Raw genomic sequence first — 18,239 nt, forward strand, 5'->3', positions numbered from 1 at the left:
CCTATTTCACGGTTACGTCATCAAGCATTAAATAATTTGCCGGATTCAGCCAAAGCCCTTTAACTGTCCCGCCATACACGGCCAAGTGTTCATAGTTACGGATAGGAACATATGGAACTTCTTCTCTTTCAATTGCCTGTGTCTTCGAATATAGTTCCTTACGTTTATCGCCATCCGATTCTTTACGTGCATTTTCAATCAATTTATCCACTTCCGGATTGCTATAGAATGAACTATTTCCCGCAGCACCTTGGGATTTACTATTGAATAGATTGAATTGATTATAATCTCCATCCCCGGTAGCATTGCCCCAGCCGCCTATCGCTACCTGGTGCTCGCCCTTGGCTGTCGCGTCAATGTAAGCCCCGTACTCAAGGACTTGAATCTTGACCTTAATTCCAATTCCTTTTAACTGGGATTGAATCACCTCGGCCATATTGATCCTTTCCTTACGGTCACTCGTCGTCAGGGTAAACTCCAAACCATCCTTGACCCCCGCTTCAGTCAAGAGCTTCTTCGATTCATTAATATCATAGTCATAGCCTTTTATATCCGGATCATAACCAAACACCTTTGGGCTCATTGTTGAATTTGCCCTCGTGCCGACATCGTTATAAACTCCTTTGATGATGGAATCGACCTCGATGGCATGAGCGACCGCCTTACGGACCCTTACATCATCAAAGGGCTTTTTCTTAACATTGAAGCTTAAGTATTCGACGGCAAGTCCCTCTGTGCGATATAAATCCATCGTGCCCGACGCTTCGATCCTATCAATCTCCGTCACTGGCACTTGATCGGTCACATGCGCTTCACCCGTTTCAATCATCGCAATCCTCGTGGCATCTTCAGGGACCACCTTGAATACCACCCCATCAATCTTAGGCTTATTCCCCCAATAGTCCTTGTTTTTCGAAAGGGCAATTTCTTCACCAGGCTTCCACGATTTAAAAACGAATGGACCTGTCCCAACCGGGTTTTGCCCCAGTTTGTCACTATTTTCCTTAATCGCTTTAGGGCTGATGATGCTTCCTTCATTACTCACTAAAATCGATAACAGCGGAGCATAAGGATATTTCAGCTTGAATTGTACGGTCGTTTCGTCAATCACTTTGATTTCCTTGATCATTTCCAACTTACCAGCCTGCGGAGAAGCTGTTGCCGGATCCAGTATCCTGTCGAAATTGGTTTTCACCGCTTCGGCATTGAATGGAGCTCCATCATGGAATTTGACTCCCTCCTGCAATTTAAACTCCCACGTGACATCATCCAGTTGTTTCCACTCTTTTGCGAGCAGCGGTTTAGGATCCATGTTCTTGTCAGGAACGACCAATGTTTGATAAACCTTTTCATAAATGACGTTTGCAGATGGAATGTCTGTTATGAAATGGGGGTCAAGTGTGGTCGCGTCAGATAAGCGCGCGACGATCAGCGTACCTCCTTCTTTCGCTTTTTCTACTGTTTCCTTACTGCCGGTTTCTTCTGTTGCACACCCTGATAAAACGGATGAGATGCCTAATAAAGAAGCAAAAAGCAACCCAATCATACCTTTTCTCATTCTATTTCCTCCCTTTTTAACCTGCCTTTGTTTCTCCAAGTAACTTACAGCTATGAGTACATCGGGCTTACTGTAAATTATAAAAAAAAACCGAATTTTATATTTTCAGAATCTTTACTCTTTTTTTAATTATCTTTACTGCTTTTCCGCATCATATTTACTTCAATCCTTTTTTTGAATAAATTGAATGAAAGAAAAGGAGGAAATCCAATGAAGCCAGAGGTCGTCATCAATAATACCGAATTGAATGTAAAAGAAAGAAAATCTCCGAAACTAAGACACTGGAAAGCCTTTTATAAAAAGTTCAAGCGAAATAAATTGGCATTGGTAGGCGGGTACATCGTACTTTTTTATATTTTATTGGCTATCTTTGCCCCTTTGATCTCCCCGCAGGATCCCTATGAAATTGATTTGGTCAACAAACTCCAGACTCCATCAGCCGAACATTGGATGGGTACGGATGATAAGGGAAGGGATATTTTAAGCAGATTGTTATATGGAACACGGCTTTCATTAACGGTTGGGTTTGTCTCTGTTTTCTTCGGGGCGTTCATTGGCATACTCCTCGGGTTAGCAGCTGGTTATTACGGGAAATGGATCGATACCGTCATTATGAGGATTGTCGATGTGCTGCTGGCTTTCCCGGGAATACTGCTTGCTCTTGCCATCATTAGTGCCCTTGGTCCGAGCTTGATCAATGTAATGGTAGCCGTCGGCGTCTTTTCGATACCGATGTTTGCCCGGATTGTACGGGGTTCCACATTGTCAGTCAGGAAGCTGGAATATATCGATGCCATTCGTGCTTTGGGAGCGACTGACTTCACGATCATATGCAAGCATATTTTTCCGAATATTCTATCACCGGTCATCGTACAAGCTACATTACGTCTGGCAACGGCCATTCTGTCGGCAGCCGGATTGTCATTCCTGGGACTGGGAGCCCAGCCGCCCTCACCAGAATGGGGAGCGATGCTGAGCAGCGGACGGGATTATTTGTTCAGTGCCCCCCACATCGCTTTGTTTCCGGGGATAGCGATATCAACACTGGTACTTGGTTTCAACATCTTCGGGGACGGACTTAGAGATGCCCTTGATCCAAGAATGAAAAAATAAGGAGGAGAGAAAATGTTCGTATTCATTATCCGGCGGGTACTTCAAACGATACCGGTATTACTGGGAGTAAGTCTTGTTGTTTTCCTCATCATGCAAATGGTCCCGGGAGATCCGGCAACACTGCTTGCAGGTGAAGGAGCGACTAAAGAAACGATTGAATCGCTGCGGCATGAGCTTGGCTTGGATCGTCCAATCCTCTATCAATATGTTGACTATGTCCTTCATGCCGTTCAAGGTGACTTTGGGGAATCACTCCGAAGCAGCCGCCCAGTTTTGGACGAAATCATGGTCCGCTTGCCCATCACCCTTGAACTGGCACTTGCCAGCATATTCATAACCGTTGTGCTTGGAATGATCGCAGGAATCATCTCGGCCACCAAGCAATACTCGGCAGCTGACATTTCCATCATGATCGTTGCTTTATTGGGAATCTCGTTACCTAGTTTTTGGCTGGGTCTCATGCTTATCTACTTCTTTTCCGTGAACCTTCATTTGTTTCCGGTTTCGGGTTGGGGAACATTCAGCCACATGATTCTCCCAGCCATAACCCTCGGGGCCGGCGGAGCGGCCATCGTTGCCAGGATGACCAGGTCGAGCATGCTTGAAGTCGTTCGCCAGGACTACATCCGGACCGCGAGAGCCAAAGGATTGAAAGAATATATCATCATTTATAAACACGGCCTGAAAAATGCGCTCATCCCCGTCATTACCGTCGTTGGCCTCCAGTTCGGTGCACTCCTTGGCGGCACGGTATTGACAGAGTCCGTTTTTGCCATCAATGGACTTGGGAGATTGATAGTCGATGCAATCAGGACGAGGGATTTGCCGATGGTCCAAGGCGGGGTCCTCATCGCTTCCGTCATCTTCGTATTCATGAATTTGGCAGTGGATGTCCTCTATCGATACTTTAACAAAAGAATAGACTTGAACTAAGGAGGTATGATGATGAAAGAGGTTGCTGATAAAATACTGGAGGTAAAAAATCTGCAGACCCACTTTTTCACTGATGAAGGAACGAGTAAAGCAGTCAATGGGATCAGTTTCTCCCTCAATAAAGGGGAAACGCTCGGAATCGTCGGGGAGTCGGGAAGCGGGAAAAGCATAACATCGCTTTCATTGTTAAGGCTCATTCCATCGCCACCCGGCAAGATTGCCGGCGGCAGCATCCTTTTTAAAGGGGAGGATCTGCTTACGAAGTCTGAAAAACAGATGCGGTCCATACGCGGGAATGAAATTTCGATGATTTTTCAGGAGCCGATGACGTCATTGAATCCCGTATATTCAGCGGGCGAGCAAATTGCGGAAGCGATCCGGCTCCATCAAAAGCTGGGAAAAAAGGAAGCATGGGATAAAGCCGTCGACATGCTTCGGCTCGTCGGGATCCCTTCACCTGAAAAGAGGGCAAAACAGGAGCCGCATGAGCTAAGCGGCGGAATGAGGCAAAGGGTCATGATTGCCATGGCACTTGCCTGCCACCCTGAGGTTTTAATAGCCGATGAACCTACAACAGCACTGGATGTGACAATCCAAGCCCAAATCCTCGAACTGATCAAGACGCTGCAAAAGGATTTCGGGACGGCTGTCATTTTGATTACACATGATTTGGGCGTCGTATACGAAACCTGTGATCGGGTCGCTGTCATGTACGCAGGGAAAATCGTTGAATACACCCTGGCCAAGGAAATATTCACAAACCCTAAACATCCTTACACCATTGGTTTATTGAACTCCCTTCCCCGTCTGGACATGGACCAGGAAGAACTGACCACAATTCCCGGGACCGTTCCAAGCCCTTACAACATGCCCAAGGGATGCAGCTTCGCTCCCCGCTGTGCACATGCGAAGAGCATTTGTGAACAAGCCGTACCGGATCTCCAGGCCATCGGCCCAAGCACGGAGGTCAGCTGCTGGATGTTCACCCCCCAATGGGAGAAGGCATATGAAGCTCAAGAGAAGGTGGGGATTTAATGATGGGTGTACCAGCTGCAGAGAAAAAGGTTCTGCTTAAAGTGGATCAATTGAAGCAATATTTTCCGATCAAGGGTGGATTTTTCGGAAGGACCATCAATCATGTAAAAGCCGTTGATGACATTACCTTCGATATCAAACAGGGTGAAACCTTAAGCATCGTCGGCGAATCCGGCTGCGGGAAATCGACTACCGGAAGGGCCATCCTTCGATTGGATGAACCGACGAGCGGGAGCATTCACTTTCAGGATAGGGATTTACTGAGTTTAGGCAAAAAAGAAATGCGGCGTACCAGGAAGGATCTGCAGGTTATTTTTCAAGACCCCTTTGCCTCCCTCAACCCAAGACAGACGATCGGCAAAATTCTCGGGGAAGCTTTGGCGATCCAAAATGTAGTCCCTAAAGAAAACCGGAAGAGCCGGATTGAAGAATTATTGGGACATGTCGGGCTGAGACCTGAATCCATGGAAAGATACCCGCATGAATTCAGCGGCGGCCAAAGACAGCGGATCGGGATTGCGCGGGCTCTGGCCGTGGACCCCAAATTGATCATATGTGACGAAGCTGTATCTGCACTGGATGTCTCCATTCAAGCGCAAGTGCTGAATTTATTAAAATCCTTGCAGCGCCAATTCGACCTTACCTTTCTTTTCATTTCGCATGATTTAGGTGTGGTCAGACATATCTCGGATCGGGTCATGGTCATGTATCTCGGAAAAATAGTCGAAATAGCCGATAAAAAGTCCATTTTCGAACAGCCGCAGCATCCATATACAAGGGCATTGCTATCGGCCATCCCAGTACCGAATCCTGTACATGAAAGGGAACGGATCCTATTGACGGGTGATGTCCCGTCACCCATCGACCCGCCAAACGGCTGCCGCTTCCATACACGGTGCCCGTTTGTACAGGATATCTGCAAAACACAGCTGCCCGAACTGAAACGATCGGCACAAAACCATCAAGTGGCTTGTCACATTGTGTCTTAAGCTGTAGATTTCCGGAGGGGTCTTTAGTATGATACTAATAAACAGAATCATTCAAGTTATTTAAAAATATAACAAGCAGAGGTTCTCCATGCTAAGTTACGAGGGATTCACGTTAATTATCATGCTCTTCATTTTAGCTCCCATCATGGGAGCTATCGCTCTTTTATTTCTATTCATATTCGAGAAAAGGATCGATCTTCTTGAAAATAAAAACAAGGAGATCCGCCTGGAGCAAGCACTGCAAGAAGCACAATATAATAAATTGAACCAGCAGATCCAGCCTCACTTCTTGTTTAATACCCTGAATGTCATTCTGGGCTTGGCCCGCCTGAACAGGACGGCAGAATTGATACGGGCCTTAGAGGCTTTTTCGCAATTCCTGAAATTCAAGTATAAAGCATCGGAACCATTGATCCCCCTTTCCCAGGAAATCCAGTATACCCAGCATTATCTTGACATCCAGACCCTTCGCTTCGGTGATCGGCTCAAGATTGATATGGAGTGCCCGGAACCGTTATCAACCGCACTGGTCCCGCCCTTCATTCTCCAGACCTTGGTGGAGAATTCATTTAAACACGGGTTGGAAAAAAAAGTGGGTGAAGCCCTGCTGCATATCCGGTTCTATCTAGAATCGCAGATGGTGTATCTGGAAGTGGCGGACAATGGATTGATGGGAAATGAATCTTCCGTTACGGACGATGGCGGCCATGGCCTCGATAACATCCAAAAACGTTTATATTTGTATTTCAATGACCGTGCACAATTGCATATAGCTTCCAATGAATCGGGAACAAAGGTAGAGGTATCATGGCCGCTGGTTTTTGATAGGAAAATGGAGGAGGCGGAGGAATGAATGTATTATTAGTTGATGACGAACCATTGGTCCTTGAACAAATGGAATATATGATTCAGTCCATATACCCTTTTTGGAAATTTCACAAAGCTGCTGATGCTTGTCAGGCACTGACCCTCAACCAAAATCATAAAATCAACCTCGCTTTCCTGGATATTAATCTGCCGGGGCGATCGGGTCTTGAATTTGGTGAAGACCTAAGGGCGCTGAACAAAGAAGTCGAAATCATCATGGTGACCGCGCATCAAAGTTTCGATTATGCCCAGCAATCCATCAGGATAGGCGTGGTTGATTATTTAACGAAACCTGTAATAGAAAGCGATTTGCATAAAGTCCTTGCCAAGTATGACAAAAGGGAATCTTCCCATAACTATTCAACGCTTATTCACCATTCGCTTTCATTCATTCATGAAAACTATGCCGAAAAACTCTCCCTTTCGGACATCGCCCGTGAAGTGCATACCAATCCGACTTATTTAAGCAGGAAATTCCATGAAGAAGTCGGCACTTCGTTTTCGGAATATTTAATGCACTATAGAATAAAGGCCGCAAAAAGGGCCTTGACCAATAACACCAGCTGGAGCATATCAGACGTCGCTGAAAAATCGGGTTTCAATAGCCAGCATTATTTCAGCACTTTATTCCGGAAGATAGAGGGAATCACGCCAAAGGAGTTCCGCGAGAAAGGAAAATGAACATTGCGATCACGTACATTTCAAGAATACGTACAAGGCCCCATTCAAATCGGGATGGGCTTGGGGATCATCTCCCTCCTGGCACGCTGGGTGACAGGCACCACAATATTATCCTCCCCTGAATCGATGGTGAAGTATGGAGTTTTCGGAGGGATCGGATACGCCCTGATGGGAGCGATCGCCCTGTTCATGTTCAGCTTCATCGGGAAGAGGGTCCGGCAGGATTTCCCCGAGGGCTTGACCATCGGGGACTATTTAAAAGCCCGGCTCCATCCCCTCGGATATTGGATATTGATCGTGATCCTGGTCATAACCAGCTTACACATTTTATTCATTCAGGGAATGGCCGCGTCCACCCTATGTCAGTTTCTTTTCGATACGCCCCTCTATGTCGGGCTGTTCTTTTTTTTCGCCTTCTGTGTCCTTTATGCTGGATTCGGCGGGTTAAAGCTCATTCATGGATTCGCCGCTTTTCAGGTCATATCCATGTTTGCCGCAGTTATCTTGATTCCTTTATACTTTTTCGTCAAGGAAGGGATTCAGCCTGTTTATGATGGGATTCGTTTATACCATCCATACATGCTCGTAATCAATAAGTATGATCTATGGAGTTTTCTTTTTGCAGGACTTCTTGTCGGGTTCGGCCAGTTTTTCTTTGACCTGACTTCGTGGCAGCGATTATTCATGATAGAAATGAAAAAGGTTCGATTGACATTCTCTTTATCCGGCCTTATATGGATCATATTCCCGCTCTCCTTTTCATCCCTGTTCATCATGGTAATCTTTACGGGCGGCTTCACTGATATACACTCGATTCTGGCTGGATTGGCAAATAAAATAACGACACCATTCTTTTTCATCCTTTTTGTGCTCTGCGCCATCAGTGCAATCACCTCAACATTCGGTGCCTGCCTGCATTCATTGGTAAGCCTGATCGTAGCCAATATTCTTGAACCATTACAAACAGAAAAAAGCGACCATCAAAAAATAAGGATGGCCTGCCTGCTTTCGATCTGTATTGGAGGATTGGTTTTCGTTGCCACACTCTTCTATTCCCCAAACCTATTGGAGCTCTTATTTTATTCAGGCAATATATATTCGGCATTGCTGGCTCCGATCCTGGTTATCGTATTCAGTAAAGGAAAAGTCGCTGATTACATACCGATAAGCGCGGTCCTGGCAATTGTGGCTTCATACATCATCCAGCCTCATGTAAGTGAATTCCAAAGCATATGGTTCAGCGGATTGGCCTCATTGACGATCCTAGTGATTTGTACGATCCTAACCCTCATCAAGAACAAATGGAGGATCGTGAAAACAAAACCATGAATACGGCCACCCCCCATTCATTATGCATGAATGGGGTTCTTCTTTAATCTCGTAAAAACTTAGCTAGCCACCTTCCTGAAATACCGATAAACCTTTTCTAGCTTTTGCGTTTGTTTCCCCTTTGGGCTTTCCATATTACCGAATTCGAAAAACTTCACCTTCTTGATTCCGACAAAATTGAATAGTGCTCTTTTCATCAATATTTTATGCGCATCATTCAACCAGAGAAGCGGATACTTTGCAGGTCCCTTCATCGTGGACACACATACGACCGACTTTCCTTTCAGAAGGCCTTCCGGGAACAAGCCCTGTTTATCCCTGTAGGCAAAATTCGCAGAAAATAATTGATCGATGTATCCCATCAGCATGGCCGGTGGCCTCCCCCACCAGATCGGATAGACAAAGACAATCTTGTCGGCCCAAATAATTTGATTTCTATATTTTTCAAACTTAGGATCACGATGCATATCACGCCTTCGTTTATGCTCATTGAACTCCAAGAGCGGATTGAAGCCCTCTTCATATAAATCCAAGACCTGCAGCCCCTTTATGTTCGGGTTCTCCTTACTTCCCTTGACGACTTTTTCTAAAAAAGCATGGCTTAGGCTTTTATGATTTGGATATGTGTAGATGACCAGCATGTTCATGACGCACCCCCCTATTTACTTATCATTTGATAACAATCATATAACACCATCTCTTTTATTGTCAAATGATAATTGTATTTTGATAATATTTTTGATATCTTCTCAGTAAGAGGTGAAAGTTATGGACAAAAAAGCTCTTTTTGAAAAAATGGTCACATTTACAACTTCCGTACATCAAGTCACACACGAATTGACACAAAACGCCAAATCCGATTCCATCACGCCGTTACAATATAAAATTCTTGAATATATAACCGTCAGTCAGCCTGTTACACCAAGTGAAATCAGTGACTGTCATCATATCTCCATGCCTAACACGAGCCGTGAACTGAAAAAATTAAGCGAAAAGAATTTAATTGAAAAAATAAGTGATTCAGAAGATAGGCGGAAACAATACATCCGCCTCTCCAAAGAAGGGGAAATGATGATGAACGAGGCTTTTGCAATCGTGGAATCCCGTTTTCAAAGCCGGCTGCAACATGCATCAAAGGAAGATTTAGCGGAGATTGACCGTGCCCTGGACATTCTTCAAACAAAACTTTTTTACTGATGAACACAAAAAGGGCTCCCGCAATTGAAGTTGACGAAGAATCGACTTCAATCGCGGGAGCTCTTACATTATCTGTTTTATGATCAGGTACCGCAAAAAGTCCGGTAAGGTTTTGTTGACTCAGGCAGTGCGGCGTATTCTGCTTGTTTTTCGCAGTGTGCATAAGGATTTGCAAGAACATCCAACAGCCGTTCCATCACACTGTAGTCCTCTTGTTCCACTGCCGCCTCCAACGCCTCTTCCACCCGGTGGTTCCGCGGAATCACTGCAGGATTGCTGTTCTGCATCAACTGATTCGAAGACTCTTTCGATTCCTTCTGCCTCCCTAGCCTCGCCTGCCAAAGCTCCTGCCACTGGGCGAATTCCGGTGTCCCGAAAAGGACCGTATCCTCCTTTTTATCAAAGGTCAGAGCACGAAAAGTATTGGTATAGTCGGCACCATGCTTCTTCATCATACTGAGGATGCCATTAACAAGGGCTTCATCCTGAGTCTCTTCGTTGAATATCCCCAGTTTCGCCCTCATTCCCGCTAACCAATTGGAGTGATACAGATCATTAAAAAGGGAAATCTTTTCTTGGGCCAGTGAAACGGCCTGATCCTCGTCATCATGCAACAGCGGCAATAGGGATTCAGCGAATCGTGCAAGATTCCAACCCCCAATGACCGGCTGGTTACCATAGGCATAGCGGCCTTGCCTATCAATTGAACTGAATACGGTTGCAGGGTCATAGGCATCCATGAAGGCGCAAGGTCCATAATCGATGGTTTCCCCGCTGATCGTCATGTTGTCGGTGTTCATCACTCCATGAATGAAGCCGACCAGCTGCCATTGGGCAATGAGCTCAGCCTGACGCTTGACCACTTCCTGCAGCAGCGAAAGATAACGGCTTTCATCTGCTTCAATGTCTGGAAAATGACGCTCAATGGCATAGTCGGCAAATGTCCGAAGCTCCTCGATCGTGCCCCATTTTGCAGCGAATTGAAAAGTTCCGACACGAAGATGACTCGAAGCCACACGGGTCATGATGGCACCAGGCAGCCCAGTTTCACGGATCACCGTTTCACCGGTCGTCACCACTGCCAGACTTCGGGTGGTAGGAATGCCGAGCCCGTGCATCGCCTCGCTGATGATGTATTCGCGCAGCATCGGTCCAAGTGCAGCCCGGCCATCGCCACCGCGGGAATATGGCGTTCTTCCTGGACCCTTCAGCTGGATATCGACCCTCCCGCCTTCTGGCAACACCTGCTCGCCAAGCAATATCGCCCGGCCGTCCCCTAACATGTTAAAATGACCGAATTGATGCCCAGCATATGCCTGGGCAAGAGGCGAAGCACCTTGCGGAATCTCGTTTCCGGCAAACACCGCCACACCATCCTCGCTTTGAAGCGACTTCACGTCCAAACCAAGAGAATCCGCCAAACTCTCATTGAGAATGATCAACTCCGGTGAACGTACAGGAGTCGGGTTCGTGCTCGTGAAAAACTTTTCCGGTAGACGTGCATAGCTATTGTCTAAATTCCATCCTGTTTCAGTAGTCATGGTTTCTCCTTTTCTTAATTTGACTTTTTTATAAAAGATATTTCGCTCAAGATTCAGTTAAAACACGCGATAAAACTAAGTTGCAGTCCATTTTTTAATGTCTGCTTCTAACAATTAATTATACCTTTTTTGCATAAAAATGGCTCTTTTAAAGTCGTGTTAAATCCATTACGTCCCGGGATTTCATAAACCGTTTGCGGTTTCTTAGAATGAAATAAAGCAGGTACCCTTAATGGGTTCCTGCTTCTTTTCCTAAGAATACCTTTGTCGATCATCGTTCCGCTTTTGCGATGTTGATACGGTTTACGGTCCCGTACGGAATTGATTCAAGATTTAAGGTTCTGCTCTATTGATTTTTAAGTTCATCTTCATTTATACGAATCATTGCATCATGGTTCCCGCTATTTAGTTCTATTTTTATGATTCCTTCTCCGGATATTGATTCAAATGAACGAATTGTATCTCCTTTTATTTTTTCAGAGAAAACCTTTTCCCCCGTTGAATCTATTATTATATATTCTGATTCATTGCCAGTTTGATCTATGGAAATTGTATTTTTTTCTTTTAAAGCAGTTTTCATTTCTAGCGTTTTCTTTTTATGAATATAGCCAGAGACACTCATATCAGCCACTGATTCTTTCGAGTTTTTAATATAGGATGTATTAATTTCAAGTCCATCAGGTTTCATTTTTCCTGAATCCGTATAAACATTCATTAAGATTAGTCCAAACAGCAAGGATCCTATTAGCACTATTAATTTTTTCATAATTAAAATCTCCTATCTCATTTTTCCAATCATGATATGAATACTCACTTTAGTGGCCTCAATCAATATTACTACAATTACGGCTGATATAGGTATATTTTAATATAAAAACTATTTTTTTTGATAAAAATAACAATTACATATGCCAATAGTTATAATTCCATTATGAAACATTATGCATCAAAAAAGCCTGCCATTGATTCGGCAGGCTAGTTTCTTCTCCTCTTATTGGTTCCATCCTCCACCCATTCAAAGATAGTCTTAATTCAGTAAAGTCAGGCTGATAAAGGCAATGCCAAATATACAGTACAGAATGAGGGTAAAGGGCTGGGGAAAAATAATATATACGATCATACTGATGATCATCAGCAGGATGCTGAAGGCATTTATCCTATCTCTCCACATACTCACCTTTGGTCAACTCCTTTTCCACAAGCGTAAGGTACATTTTCATCGCAAACTTCTTCCGGTGCTGCCTGGCCGGCTTTGAGGAACCACTTCTCCCACAGTCAAAGCGAACATCAGCAAAAATAGAGTTTCTTCTTCATCCTTCGTTCCTCTTTGTTATAATGGCTGTGTGCCTAATTTGGATTTTTTTCATTTTTCGTTAGTAAGTAAGCGACTGATAATTTATAATTATAAAATTGAACCCACTAAACAGCCATGTAGCCAAAATGATAAATTCATGAAAATAATTTAAATTTTCAGATTTTTTAAGGGGTATGAAGTGAATGATCTATAAAACTTTCAAGGTTGTATTGAGGACCATGCACAAAGGCCAAACCGAGGAATTCGCCTATGTATATGAAGGGAAAAGCCTGCTGATCGGCCGGGCAAGCCAGCACTCCAAAGCTGATTTCAGGCTTTACAATGACTTTGTTTCCAGGGAACATTGCCGGATTTATATGGAGGAAGGACAGCTCCTCATTGAGGATTTGGGAAGTAAACACGGCACCTCCGTGAACCAGATGCCGCTCGTACCGGGCAATCCCTGTCACATTGAACCGGGGGATTCGATTACGTTGGTCAATGGATTGATTGAATTCATAATCTCCATCGACAACGATTTAACAATGGATTTCACGCCGGTGAACCCCGCCGAATTCCTGCAAACCGTCGCTATCAATGAGCACCTTCAGACCGTGATCATCAATGAAGAAGCACCCATTAAAATGCCGACCAAGGAATTCAATTGCTTTAAACTGCTATATGAAAATTTGGACAACCTTATTTCAAAGGAAGAAATTGTCCAGCAAGTCTGGCCAGAGCGAGTCGGTGATCCCGAGCAAATTGTGACGGCAGAGGAAATCGCTTCACTGCTGTACCGCGTGCGGAAACGGTTAAATGGGCACTTTGCAATAAAGGCCGTCATTCAAAAGGGATATTATATGGAATCCATCCATTCATTCAATTTATCGGACTTATCATGACAATCATTAGAAAACATGAAAAAAGCATTGTGGATAACAATGCTTTTTTTCATGTTATATTGGATATGGAAAGTGTATATGTCCACGGTCCATTATCATTTCTTTGGCAAATCCAGATTAGTGAATTCATCGACTGGAACGATGTCTTCTTCCATATCCATCACCTTCAGCACAACCCGGTCTCCTACATTCGTCAACACCACATCAGATAGCGCATTGACACCTGGGTCCACCGAGAACCTCTTGGCATTGCCTTCGACGATTAAATGGAATACGTAGCCATTCGAGAGATTGGCATCATTGATCCTCATTACCTTCCCCTTTATTTCTTTCATCTCAAATCCTTTTTGAGGCGTCACACCGCTTACTTTCCCTAAAGAGGCAATCAGTTTTTTATAATTGCGGAAAGCTTCGTCTTTCGTTTTCCCAAAGACCACTTGGGGATTATCGCTATTGGCATAAACGATCGCCACACCTTGGAACTTACTGCCCTTTGTAACCGGAATTACATATGTGGGAGCACCGTAGATCGTATAGAAAATTCCATTAGTGGCTTTCCAGCCTGGATATTTGGACAAAAACTCACTCGCATTCGCGTTGGATTTTGCTTCCTTTCCGGTCAGAACGGACGTGACGCCTTTGTAGTACGTCATTTCACCTGTTTTGGCATTGAAAACACCATAACCTACAAGGGTTTTGGAGTTGCCTTTTGATTTAGCCCGGGTAAAGTCCACTACATAAATCAATTCGCCTTTTTCATTAAACGTAACCTGCATATTATCCTCATTAGGAATCAGGACATCTTTCTTCGGCCCAATCAGGGACTGGTTTTTCCACCCGTGAATATATTTTCCCCAGTAAGTCCAATATTCCAGGGCTGTTTCCAATGTGAATGTCCGATCTACCCATTTAGGTTCTTTTCCTTTTGGATAGTATTTCGTGTCCCCCGTTTCCGGATTCACCAATACCACCCCGTCCACCACGGGACCGCTGCGGTATTTCAAATAATGTCCGACTGAAGCTACGAAGAAGGGCTTTCCTTCTTCATTCGGTTCCAAATATGAATCATGGATGATTTTATTCGGATATGCCTTGCGGATGGTCCTTTCCAAATCATGATCAAGGTACTGTGATGGAGCATACAGCATCTTCCCTTTGACAGTACTTGCCCCTTTATCCGTCGATATGGCGGAAATCAGATTATAACCTGGCGTGTATTCCGCTTTCCCGGCTTTTAAAAACCCGTCCATTTCAATGGGTGATGTATAAGCCAATTCATCATTGATATTGGTCAGACGGTATTCGCCTTCAGTGAAATATGATGCATTTTCTATTTTATTAATCGCCGCATCGCCTTTTGCGTCAGCCATTTTCACTGTAACGAGCGGCATGGTTTTTATATCTTGAACTTCTTCCAGCTCTTTTTTCTTATCGACCTTCGCCAATCCATGCAGATCTGCGGCAAAAGTGAGCGGGTAGAACAGCATGATGACCCATGCGGCAATCAACACGACACCCATCAAACTGTTGAGATGTACATTCCAAGGTGTTTTTGGCTGCTTTGCCGCTTCATTTCCCCTCCGATTCCGTCGGGTGCTTGAAGATTCAGTGGCCCTGTACATATACATGCTTGAATCGATGATGAGAATGAGCCCGAGAATAATGGCAAAACACGAAAAGAATGCAGCGGCAGTAAGATCCAGCAGCATGATATCGATAACGAAAAACAATATCGCAGCAGAAACTAAAAGTCTCAGCACTTGTTCTATGAAAAAAGGTATATCTTTTTTGGTGATTGCGTTCGTCCATCTCTGCGGAATCAAGGAAAGTCCCAATATGGCAAATGGTATTTTCATTAAAATTCCTTTTAAGATGAAACCGAGTAGTGAAAGTATCATGGTTTGAAAAATCTCTCCTTGTCATGTATGTTCCTATTTACCCATTTTACCACTTTTGTGCAACTAATTTACTATTTTTTAAAACTAGCGAAATTACGTCAAAACTATTTGTTCCACCGATGCTACTTTTTCCGATTCAATGTTTATATAGACTCTAGAAAAGAATCGATGCCAAAGGGGGCGAAGCCTAATGATTTATGAAGAAACATACCGATACCTATTAAGAAATGTATCCTCCACTGAATTCGATACGTGTTTGTACGCCTTGCTCCACAGTGATTGGGATGGGGTCATTCAGAGCCCGCTTCATATGATGGCCCGGGGAGTCGGAACGACAGAAAAGTACTTAAGGCAGATCATCCATAAATTCACCGCACCACAAGGATCACTAAAAAAAGTGTTTGTGCCTGTTCATCTAGGTGAAGATGTTTTGTACAAGTTTAACCTTGGTCCTGCAAGTAATCTTGGCTATAACAGGAAGACGGACCGTTATTGCAAAAAGTACCGTTTCTTTTATAGTGCTGCTTTCAAAGCCCTAACGATTCATGGAAAAAGGCTGCTGCTTATGGGTGCCTTCCGAATGTCCGTTTTGAAGTCTGAAGAAGTACTGTTCGATTATCATGAAATCGTTCCTGATTCCCGCTCGCCATTCACAAGGCAGCGCTTATTGGATGCAGTCGCTGCAATCCATGACGCTTTAGGCCATATCGTAAAGATTTCTTTTGCGAGCAGGGCTTTTTCAAAAAAAGAAGTTCTGGTATTCACCTTTACCGAAGGCGTCTTGGATGAGTATAAGGAAAATAGGGCGGAACGGACATTGTTGCGGAGAACGATTTTTAACTCTGGCTACCTTGGGCATATCAATGATTCTGTATGCAGGGAATTGGAACGGGTCGGCAAATATATTTTCCGTTCATTTCTGCAAGAAGCGACGAACATCTCCCATGATATCCAAAAGGAACTGCAGAAGTTAGCCCGTTTCATCTATTCTCATTCCCTTAAGAAATTTGGCCAGGCTCTACCTGCCAATAAGCAGTTGCTTCTTGCCCCAAAACAAGCCTCTGCTTATTTAAGCAAAATCATGTACAATGAAGCATTGGAACAGATGGTCAAGTATGCCCACCAGGCAGAATCCATCAAAAGCCTGCTTGAACGCGACCATTTTCATAGAAACATCTCCGAGAAAGCTCTCCGCCGGGAAGTGAATGATTTGGAAATGGATGAACATATCGAGCCCATTCTCCGTAAATACCATCAAGCGGACTTCATCCGCCATGTGCTGAACGACTGGTGCGAAACATGGCTCATTTCCCGTGTAAAGACAGTGACCGATGAATTCCGTGCGGAAGGAAAAGGAAAAAATACCGAAGATAAACAGGTCGCGGCCGAATATATGGCCCGCATTAGAAACGATGCATATGGCCAGTTGGACAGGCTGTTGACCTTGCTTCTCCAATTCGGCAATCATGCAGTGGCCCCGGACGTCCGGAACTTCCCTCTCACAAAGAAAAAGGAAACCCTCCAATCCTATTTCGCGATCCAAAAGGAGCGTCTCGATGTTCTCTCCATTTCGTCTTAAAATAATATGTTTTCCAAGAGAACGGATCCGTTCTCTTTTTTTTGCTTGTAACAAATGCCGACTGTGAATTGCAGAATGACGATTGTGGTTTGGTGATTGGCGCACTGTGGATTTCTCCTCTGAATTCGTGTATTGCATATGGCTTTTGTGGATAAGGGGACTTGGGAAGCAAGTTGTTTTGACGGCAGGCCATAAGACTTGTAAGGGCAGTGGCATTTATTATGGAGTTATTCCAAGGGTCTAAGCATGGGTTTATATAAAGGAACTGAAAAAGGTTTTAATCATCAGTATGAATAAGGGGTTGAATCTCGGCAGACAAACAGGCCCCCATTTAGAATGGAAAGCCCTCATGATTTGTTATGGTATTAATAATAGTTTCCCCGAACTTTTCCTGCTTTCAAGAAGTCGATGTGCATCCGCCCCATTTTCCAACGAAAAAAGAGTCGGTTCTTTGATGTGGATTTCCCCTGACAGAATCCATTGGAACAGCTCTGCTGTTCTTCTTGTCCGTTCTTCATGGGTAGTCAGGACGTTCCAAAGGTCTCCGCCAATTAATGCCTTGGATGTATCCATTAACATCCTGGGATCGATTTTCTCGGGATCACCGCCTGCCATCCCAAAGAATACGACAGCTCCTCCAGTCTTGGTCGCACGGAAACTATCCATCAAGGTTTGGCCCACTGATTCATAAACGACATCAACGCCTTTACCGCCGGTAACATCCTTAATGGACTCCACCCAGTCCGATCCGTAAAGGAAAACATGATCCGCACCCATTTGTTTGGCAACAGCCGCTTTATCATTTGATGAGGTCAACCCAATGACCTGACCGCCCTTCATCTTGATCATCTGTGTCAGTAATTGACCGACTCCGCCTGCAGCGGCATGGACCAGAATGGTTTCCCCTTCTTTAACTCGATGGCTGTCATGCGTTAAATATTGGGCAGTCAATCCTTGAAGTAAAACGGAAGCGGCCGTTTCGAAGGTAATGCCCTCAGGCAGCGGCAACAGCTTATCAGCTGGAACTGAAACCAGCTCCGCATTGGCATGGGGAACATCAGCGAACCCGACACGATCTCCTGCTTTCACATGATGGACATCTTCCCCGGCATATTCGATGACCCCTGCCCCTTCATACCCTAGAATGAATGGGGGATCACCCACCAAATGATAATTCCCTTTCCTTCTATATACATCAGCAAAATTCAATCCAATTGCTTTCATTCGAACGATCACGGCTGATTTTGAACGTTCAGGTTCTGCAATTTCCCTTACAGACAGAACTTCCGGCCCGCCGAAATCATCAAAGACAAGTGCTTTCAT

The 18,239-nt window shown here is 44.5% G+C and carries 16 protein-coding genes; 10 read left to right on the plus strand and 6 right to left on the minus strand.

Annotation, left to right across the window (positions count from 1 at the left end):
• Position 1: 1 nt before the first annotated feature.
• Entirely contained in the window at positions 2–1,558 is a 1,557-nt protein-coding gene (locus AC2YHV_RS18545) for a glutathione ABC transporter substrate-binding protein (RefSeq protein ID WP_487373803.1), read from the minus strand.
• A 210-nt stretch (positions 1,559–1,768) separates the two neighbouring features.
• On the opposite strand from AC2YHV_RS18545, the gene nikC reads away from it, so the two are divergent.
• The 7 genes from nikC to AC2YHV_RS18580 all read left to right on the plus strand — a co-directional run bounded on the left by nikC (position 1,769) and on the right by AC2YHV_RS18580 (position 8,505).
• Positions 1,769–2,671, plus strand: coding sequence for a nickel transporter permease (gene nikC, locus AC2YHV_RS18550; RefSeq protein ID WP_063575165.1), 903 nt, complete (start codon positions 1,769–1,771; stop codon positions 2,669–2,671).
• A gap of 12 nt (positions 2,672–2,683) precedes the next feature.
• Positions 2,684–3,604, plus strand: a complete 921-nt coding sequence (nikB, locus tag AC2YHV_RS18555) for a nickel ABC transporter permease (RefSeq protein WP_034304259.1) — start codon at positions 2,684–2,686, stop codon at positions 3,602–3,604.
• Positions 3,605–3,616: 12 nt separating this feature from the next.
• A complete protein-coding gene (locus AC2YHV_RS18560) occupies positions 3,617–4,639 on the plus strand; it encodes an ABC transporter ATP-binding protein (RefSeq protein WP_377330929.1) in 1,023 nt (340 codons plus the stop codon).
• Entirely contained in the window at positions 4,639–5,628 is a 990-nt protein-coding gene (locus AC2YHV_RS18565; protein ID WP_063590112.1) for an ABC transporter ATP-binding protein, read from the plus strand. Before AC2YHV_RS18560 ends, AC2YHV_RS18565 begins: the two co-directional genes overlap by 1 nt.
• 88 nt (positions 5,629–5,716) lie before the next feature.
• Positions 5,717–6,481, plus strand: coding sequence for a sensor histidine kinase (locus AC2YHV_RS18570; protein ID WP_034304264.1), 765 nt, complete (start codon positions 5,717–5,719; stop codon positions 6,479–6,481).
• Positions 6,478–7,176 (plus strand): response regulator transcription factor, encoded by a 699-nt coding sequence (locus tag AC2YHV_RS18575; protein WP_057278356.1) that lies wholly within the window; start codon positions 6,478–6,480, stop codon positions 7,174–7,176. Before AC2YHV_RS18570 ends, AC2YHV_RS18575 begins: the two co-directional genes overlap by 4 nt.
• A gap of 3 nt (positions 7,177–7,179) precedes the next feature.
• A complete protein-coding gene (locus AC2YHV_RS18580; protein WP_477590185.1) occupies positions 7,180–8,505 on the plus strand; it encodes a sodium:solute symporter family transporter in 1,326 nt (441 codons plus the stop codon).
• A 59-nt stretch (positions 8,506–8,564) separates the two neighbouring features.
• Here the strand turns inward: AC2YHV_RS18580 and AC2YHV_RS18585 are convergent, their stop codons facing one another.
• On the minus strand, positions 8,565–9,152 hold the full coding sequence (locus AC2YHV_RS18585) for an NAD(P)H-dependent oxidoreductase (protein WP_487373804.1): 588 nt from the start codon (positions 9,150–9,152) through the stop codon (positions 8,565–8,567).
• A 121-nt stretch (positions 9,153–9,273) separates the two neighbouring features.
• On the opposite strand from AC2YHV_RS18585, the gene AC2YHV_RS18590 reads away from it, so the two are divergent.
• Entirely contained in the window at positions 9,274–9,702 is a 429-nt protein-coding gene (locus AC2YHV_RS18590; RefSeq protein ID WP_063575161.1) for a MarR family winged helix-turn-helix transcriptional regulator, read from the plus strand.
• 83 nt (positions 9,703–9,785) lie between these two features.
• Here the strand turns inward: AC2YHV_RS18590 and AC2YHV_RS18595 are convergent, their stop codons facing one another.
• Both AC2YHV_RS18595 and AC2YHV_RS18600 read right to left on the minus strand, forming a co-directional pair.
• Positions 9,786–11,243 (minus strand): protein adenylyltransferase SelO, encoded by a 1,458-nt coding sequence (locus AC2YHV_RS18595; protein ID WP_487373805.1) that lies wholly within the window; start codon positions 11,241–11,243, stop codon positions 9,786–9,788.
• Positions 11,244–11,589: 346 nt separating this feature from the next.
• Positions 11,590–12,009: a hypothetical protein gene (locus AC2YHV_RS18600; protein ID WP_264895603.1), complete on the minus strand. Its 420-nt coding sequence runs from the start codon at positions 12,007–12,009 to the stop codon at positions 11,590–11,592.
• 731 nt (positions 12,010–12,740) lie between these two features.
• Between AC2YHV_RS18600 and AC2YHV_RS18605 the strand changes: the two genes are divergently transcribed.
• On the plus strand, positions 12,741–13,439 hold the full coding sequence (locus AC2YHV_RS18605) for an FHA domain-containing protein (RefSeq protein ID WP_082854530.1): 699 nt from the start codon (positions 12,741–12,743) through the stop codon (positions 13,437–13,439).
• A 95-nt stretch (positions 13,440–13,534) separates the two neighbouring features.
• On the opposite strand, the gene AC2YHV_RS18610 is transcribed toward AC2YHV_RS18605, so the two are convergent.
• Positions 13,535–15,337: a hypothetical protein gene (locus AC2YHV_RS18610; protein ID WP_487373806.1), complete on the minus strand. Its 1,803-nt coding sequence runs from the start codon at positions 15,335–15,337 to the stop codon at positions 13,535–13,537.
• A gap of 190 nt (positions 15,338–15,527) precedes the next feature.
• Here AC2YHV_RS18610 and AC2YHV_RS18615 point away from each other — a divergent pair, with 190 nt between their 5' ends.
• Positions 15,528–16,916, plus strand: coding sequence for a hypothetical protein (locus tag AC2YHV_RS18615; RefSeq protein ID WP_487373807.1), 1,389 nt, complete (start codon positions 15,528–15,530; stop codon positions 16,914–16,916).
• A 357-nt stretch (positions 16,917–17,273) separates the two neighbouring features.
• Here the strand turns inward: AC2YHV_RS18615 and AC2YHV_RS18620 are convergent, their stop codons facing one another.
• Entirely contained in the window at positions 17,274–18,239 is a 966-nt protein-coding gene (locus AC2YHV_RS18620; protein WP_098187588.1) for a quinone oxidoreductase family protein, read from the minus strand.

The organism is Peribacillus sp. SRI_006 (assembly GCF_057586375.1).

Bases quoted from the DNA above. Each gene is read 5' to 3' on its own strand.
- AC2YHV_RS18545 (WP_487373803.1), bottom strand. From the start codon at position 1,558: ATGAGAAAAGGTATGATTGGGTTGCTTTTTGCTTCTTTATTAGGCATC.
- nikC (WP_063575165.1), top strand. From the start codon at position 1,769: ATGAAGCCAGAGGTCGTCATCAATAATACCGAATTGAATGTAAAAGAA.
- nikB (WP_034304259.1), top strand. From the start codon at position 2,684: ATGTTCGTATTCATTATCCGGCGGGTACTTCAAACGATACCGGTATTA.
- AC2YHV_RS18560 (WP_377330929.1), top strand. From the start codon at position 3,617: ATGAAAGAGGTTGCTGATAAAATACTGGAGGTAAAAAATCTGCAGACC.
- AC2YHV_RS18565 (WP_063590112.1), top strand. From the start codon at position 4,639: ATGATGGGTGTACCAGCTGCAGAGAAAAAGGTTCTGCTTAAAGTGGAT.
- AC2YHV_RS18570 (WP_034304264.1), top strand. From the start codon at position 5,717: ATGCTAAGTTACGAGGGATTCACGTTAATTATCATGCTCTTCATTTTA.
- AC2YHV_RS18575 (WP_057278356.1), top strand. From the start codon at position 6,478: ATGAATGTATTATTAGTTGATGACGAACCATTGGTCCTTGAACAAATG.
- AC2YHV_RS18585 (WP_487373804.1), bottom strand. From the start codon at position 9,152: ATGAACATGCTGGTCATCTACACATATCCAAATCATAAAAGCCTAAGC.
- AC2YHV_RS18590 (WP_063575161.1), top strand. From the start codon at position 9,274: ATGGACAAAAAAGCTCTTTTTGAAAAAATGGTCACATTTACAACTTCC.
- AC2YHV_RS18595 (WP_487373805.1), bottom strand. From the start codon at position 11,243: ATGACTACTGAAACAGGATGGAATTTAGACAATAGCTATGCACGTCTA.
- AC2YHV_RS18600 (WP_264895603.1), bottom strand. From the start codon at position 12,009: ATGAAAAAATTAATAGTGCTAATAGGATCCTTGCTGTTTGGACTAATC.
- AC2YHV_RS18605 (WP_082854530.1), top strand. From the start codon at position 12,741: ATGATCTATAAAACTTTCAAGGTTGTATTGAGGACCATGCACAAAGGC.
- AC2YHV_RS18610 (WP_487373806.1), bottom strand. From the start codon at position 15,337: ATGATACTTTCACTACTCGGTTTCATCTTAAAAGGAATTTTAATGAAA.
- AC2YHV_RS18615 (WP_487373807.1), top strand. From the start codon at position 15,528: ATGATTTATGAAGAAACATACCGATACCTATTAAGAAATGTATCCTCC.
- AC2YHV_RS18620 (WP_098187588.1), bottom strand. From the start codon at position 18,239: ATGAAAGCACTTGTCTTTGATGATTTCGGCGGGCCGGAAGTTCTGTCT.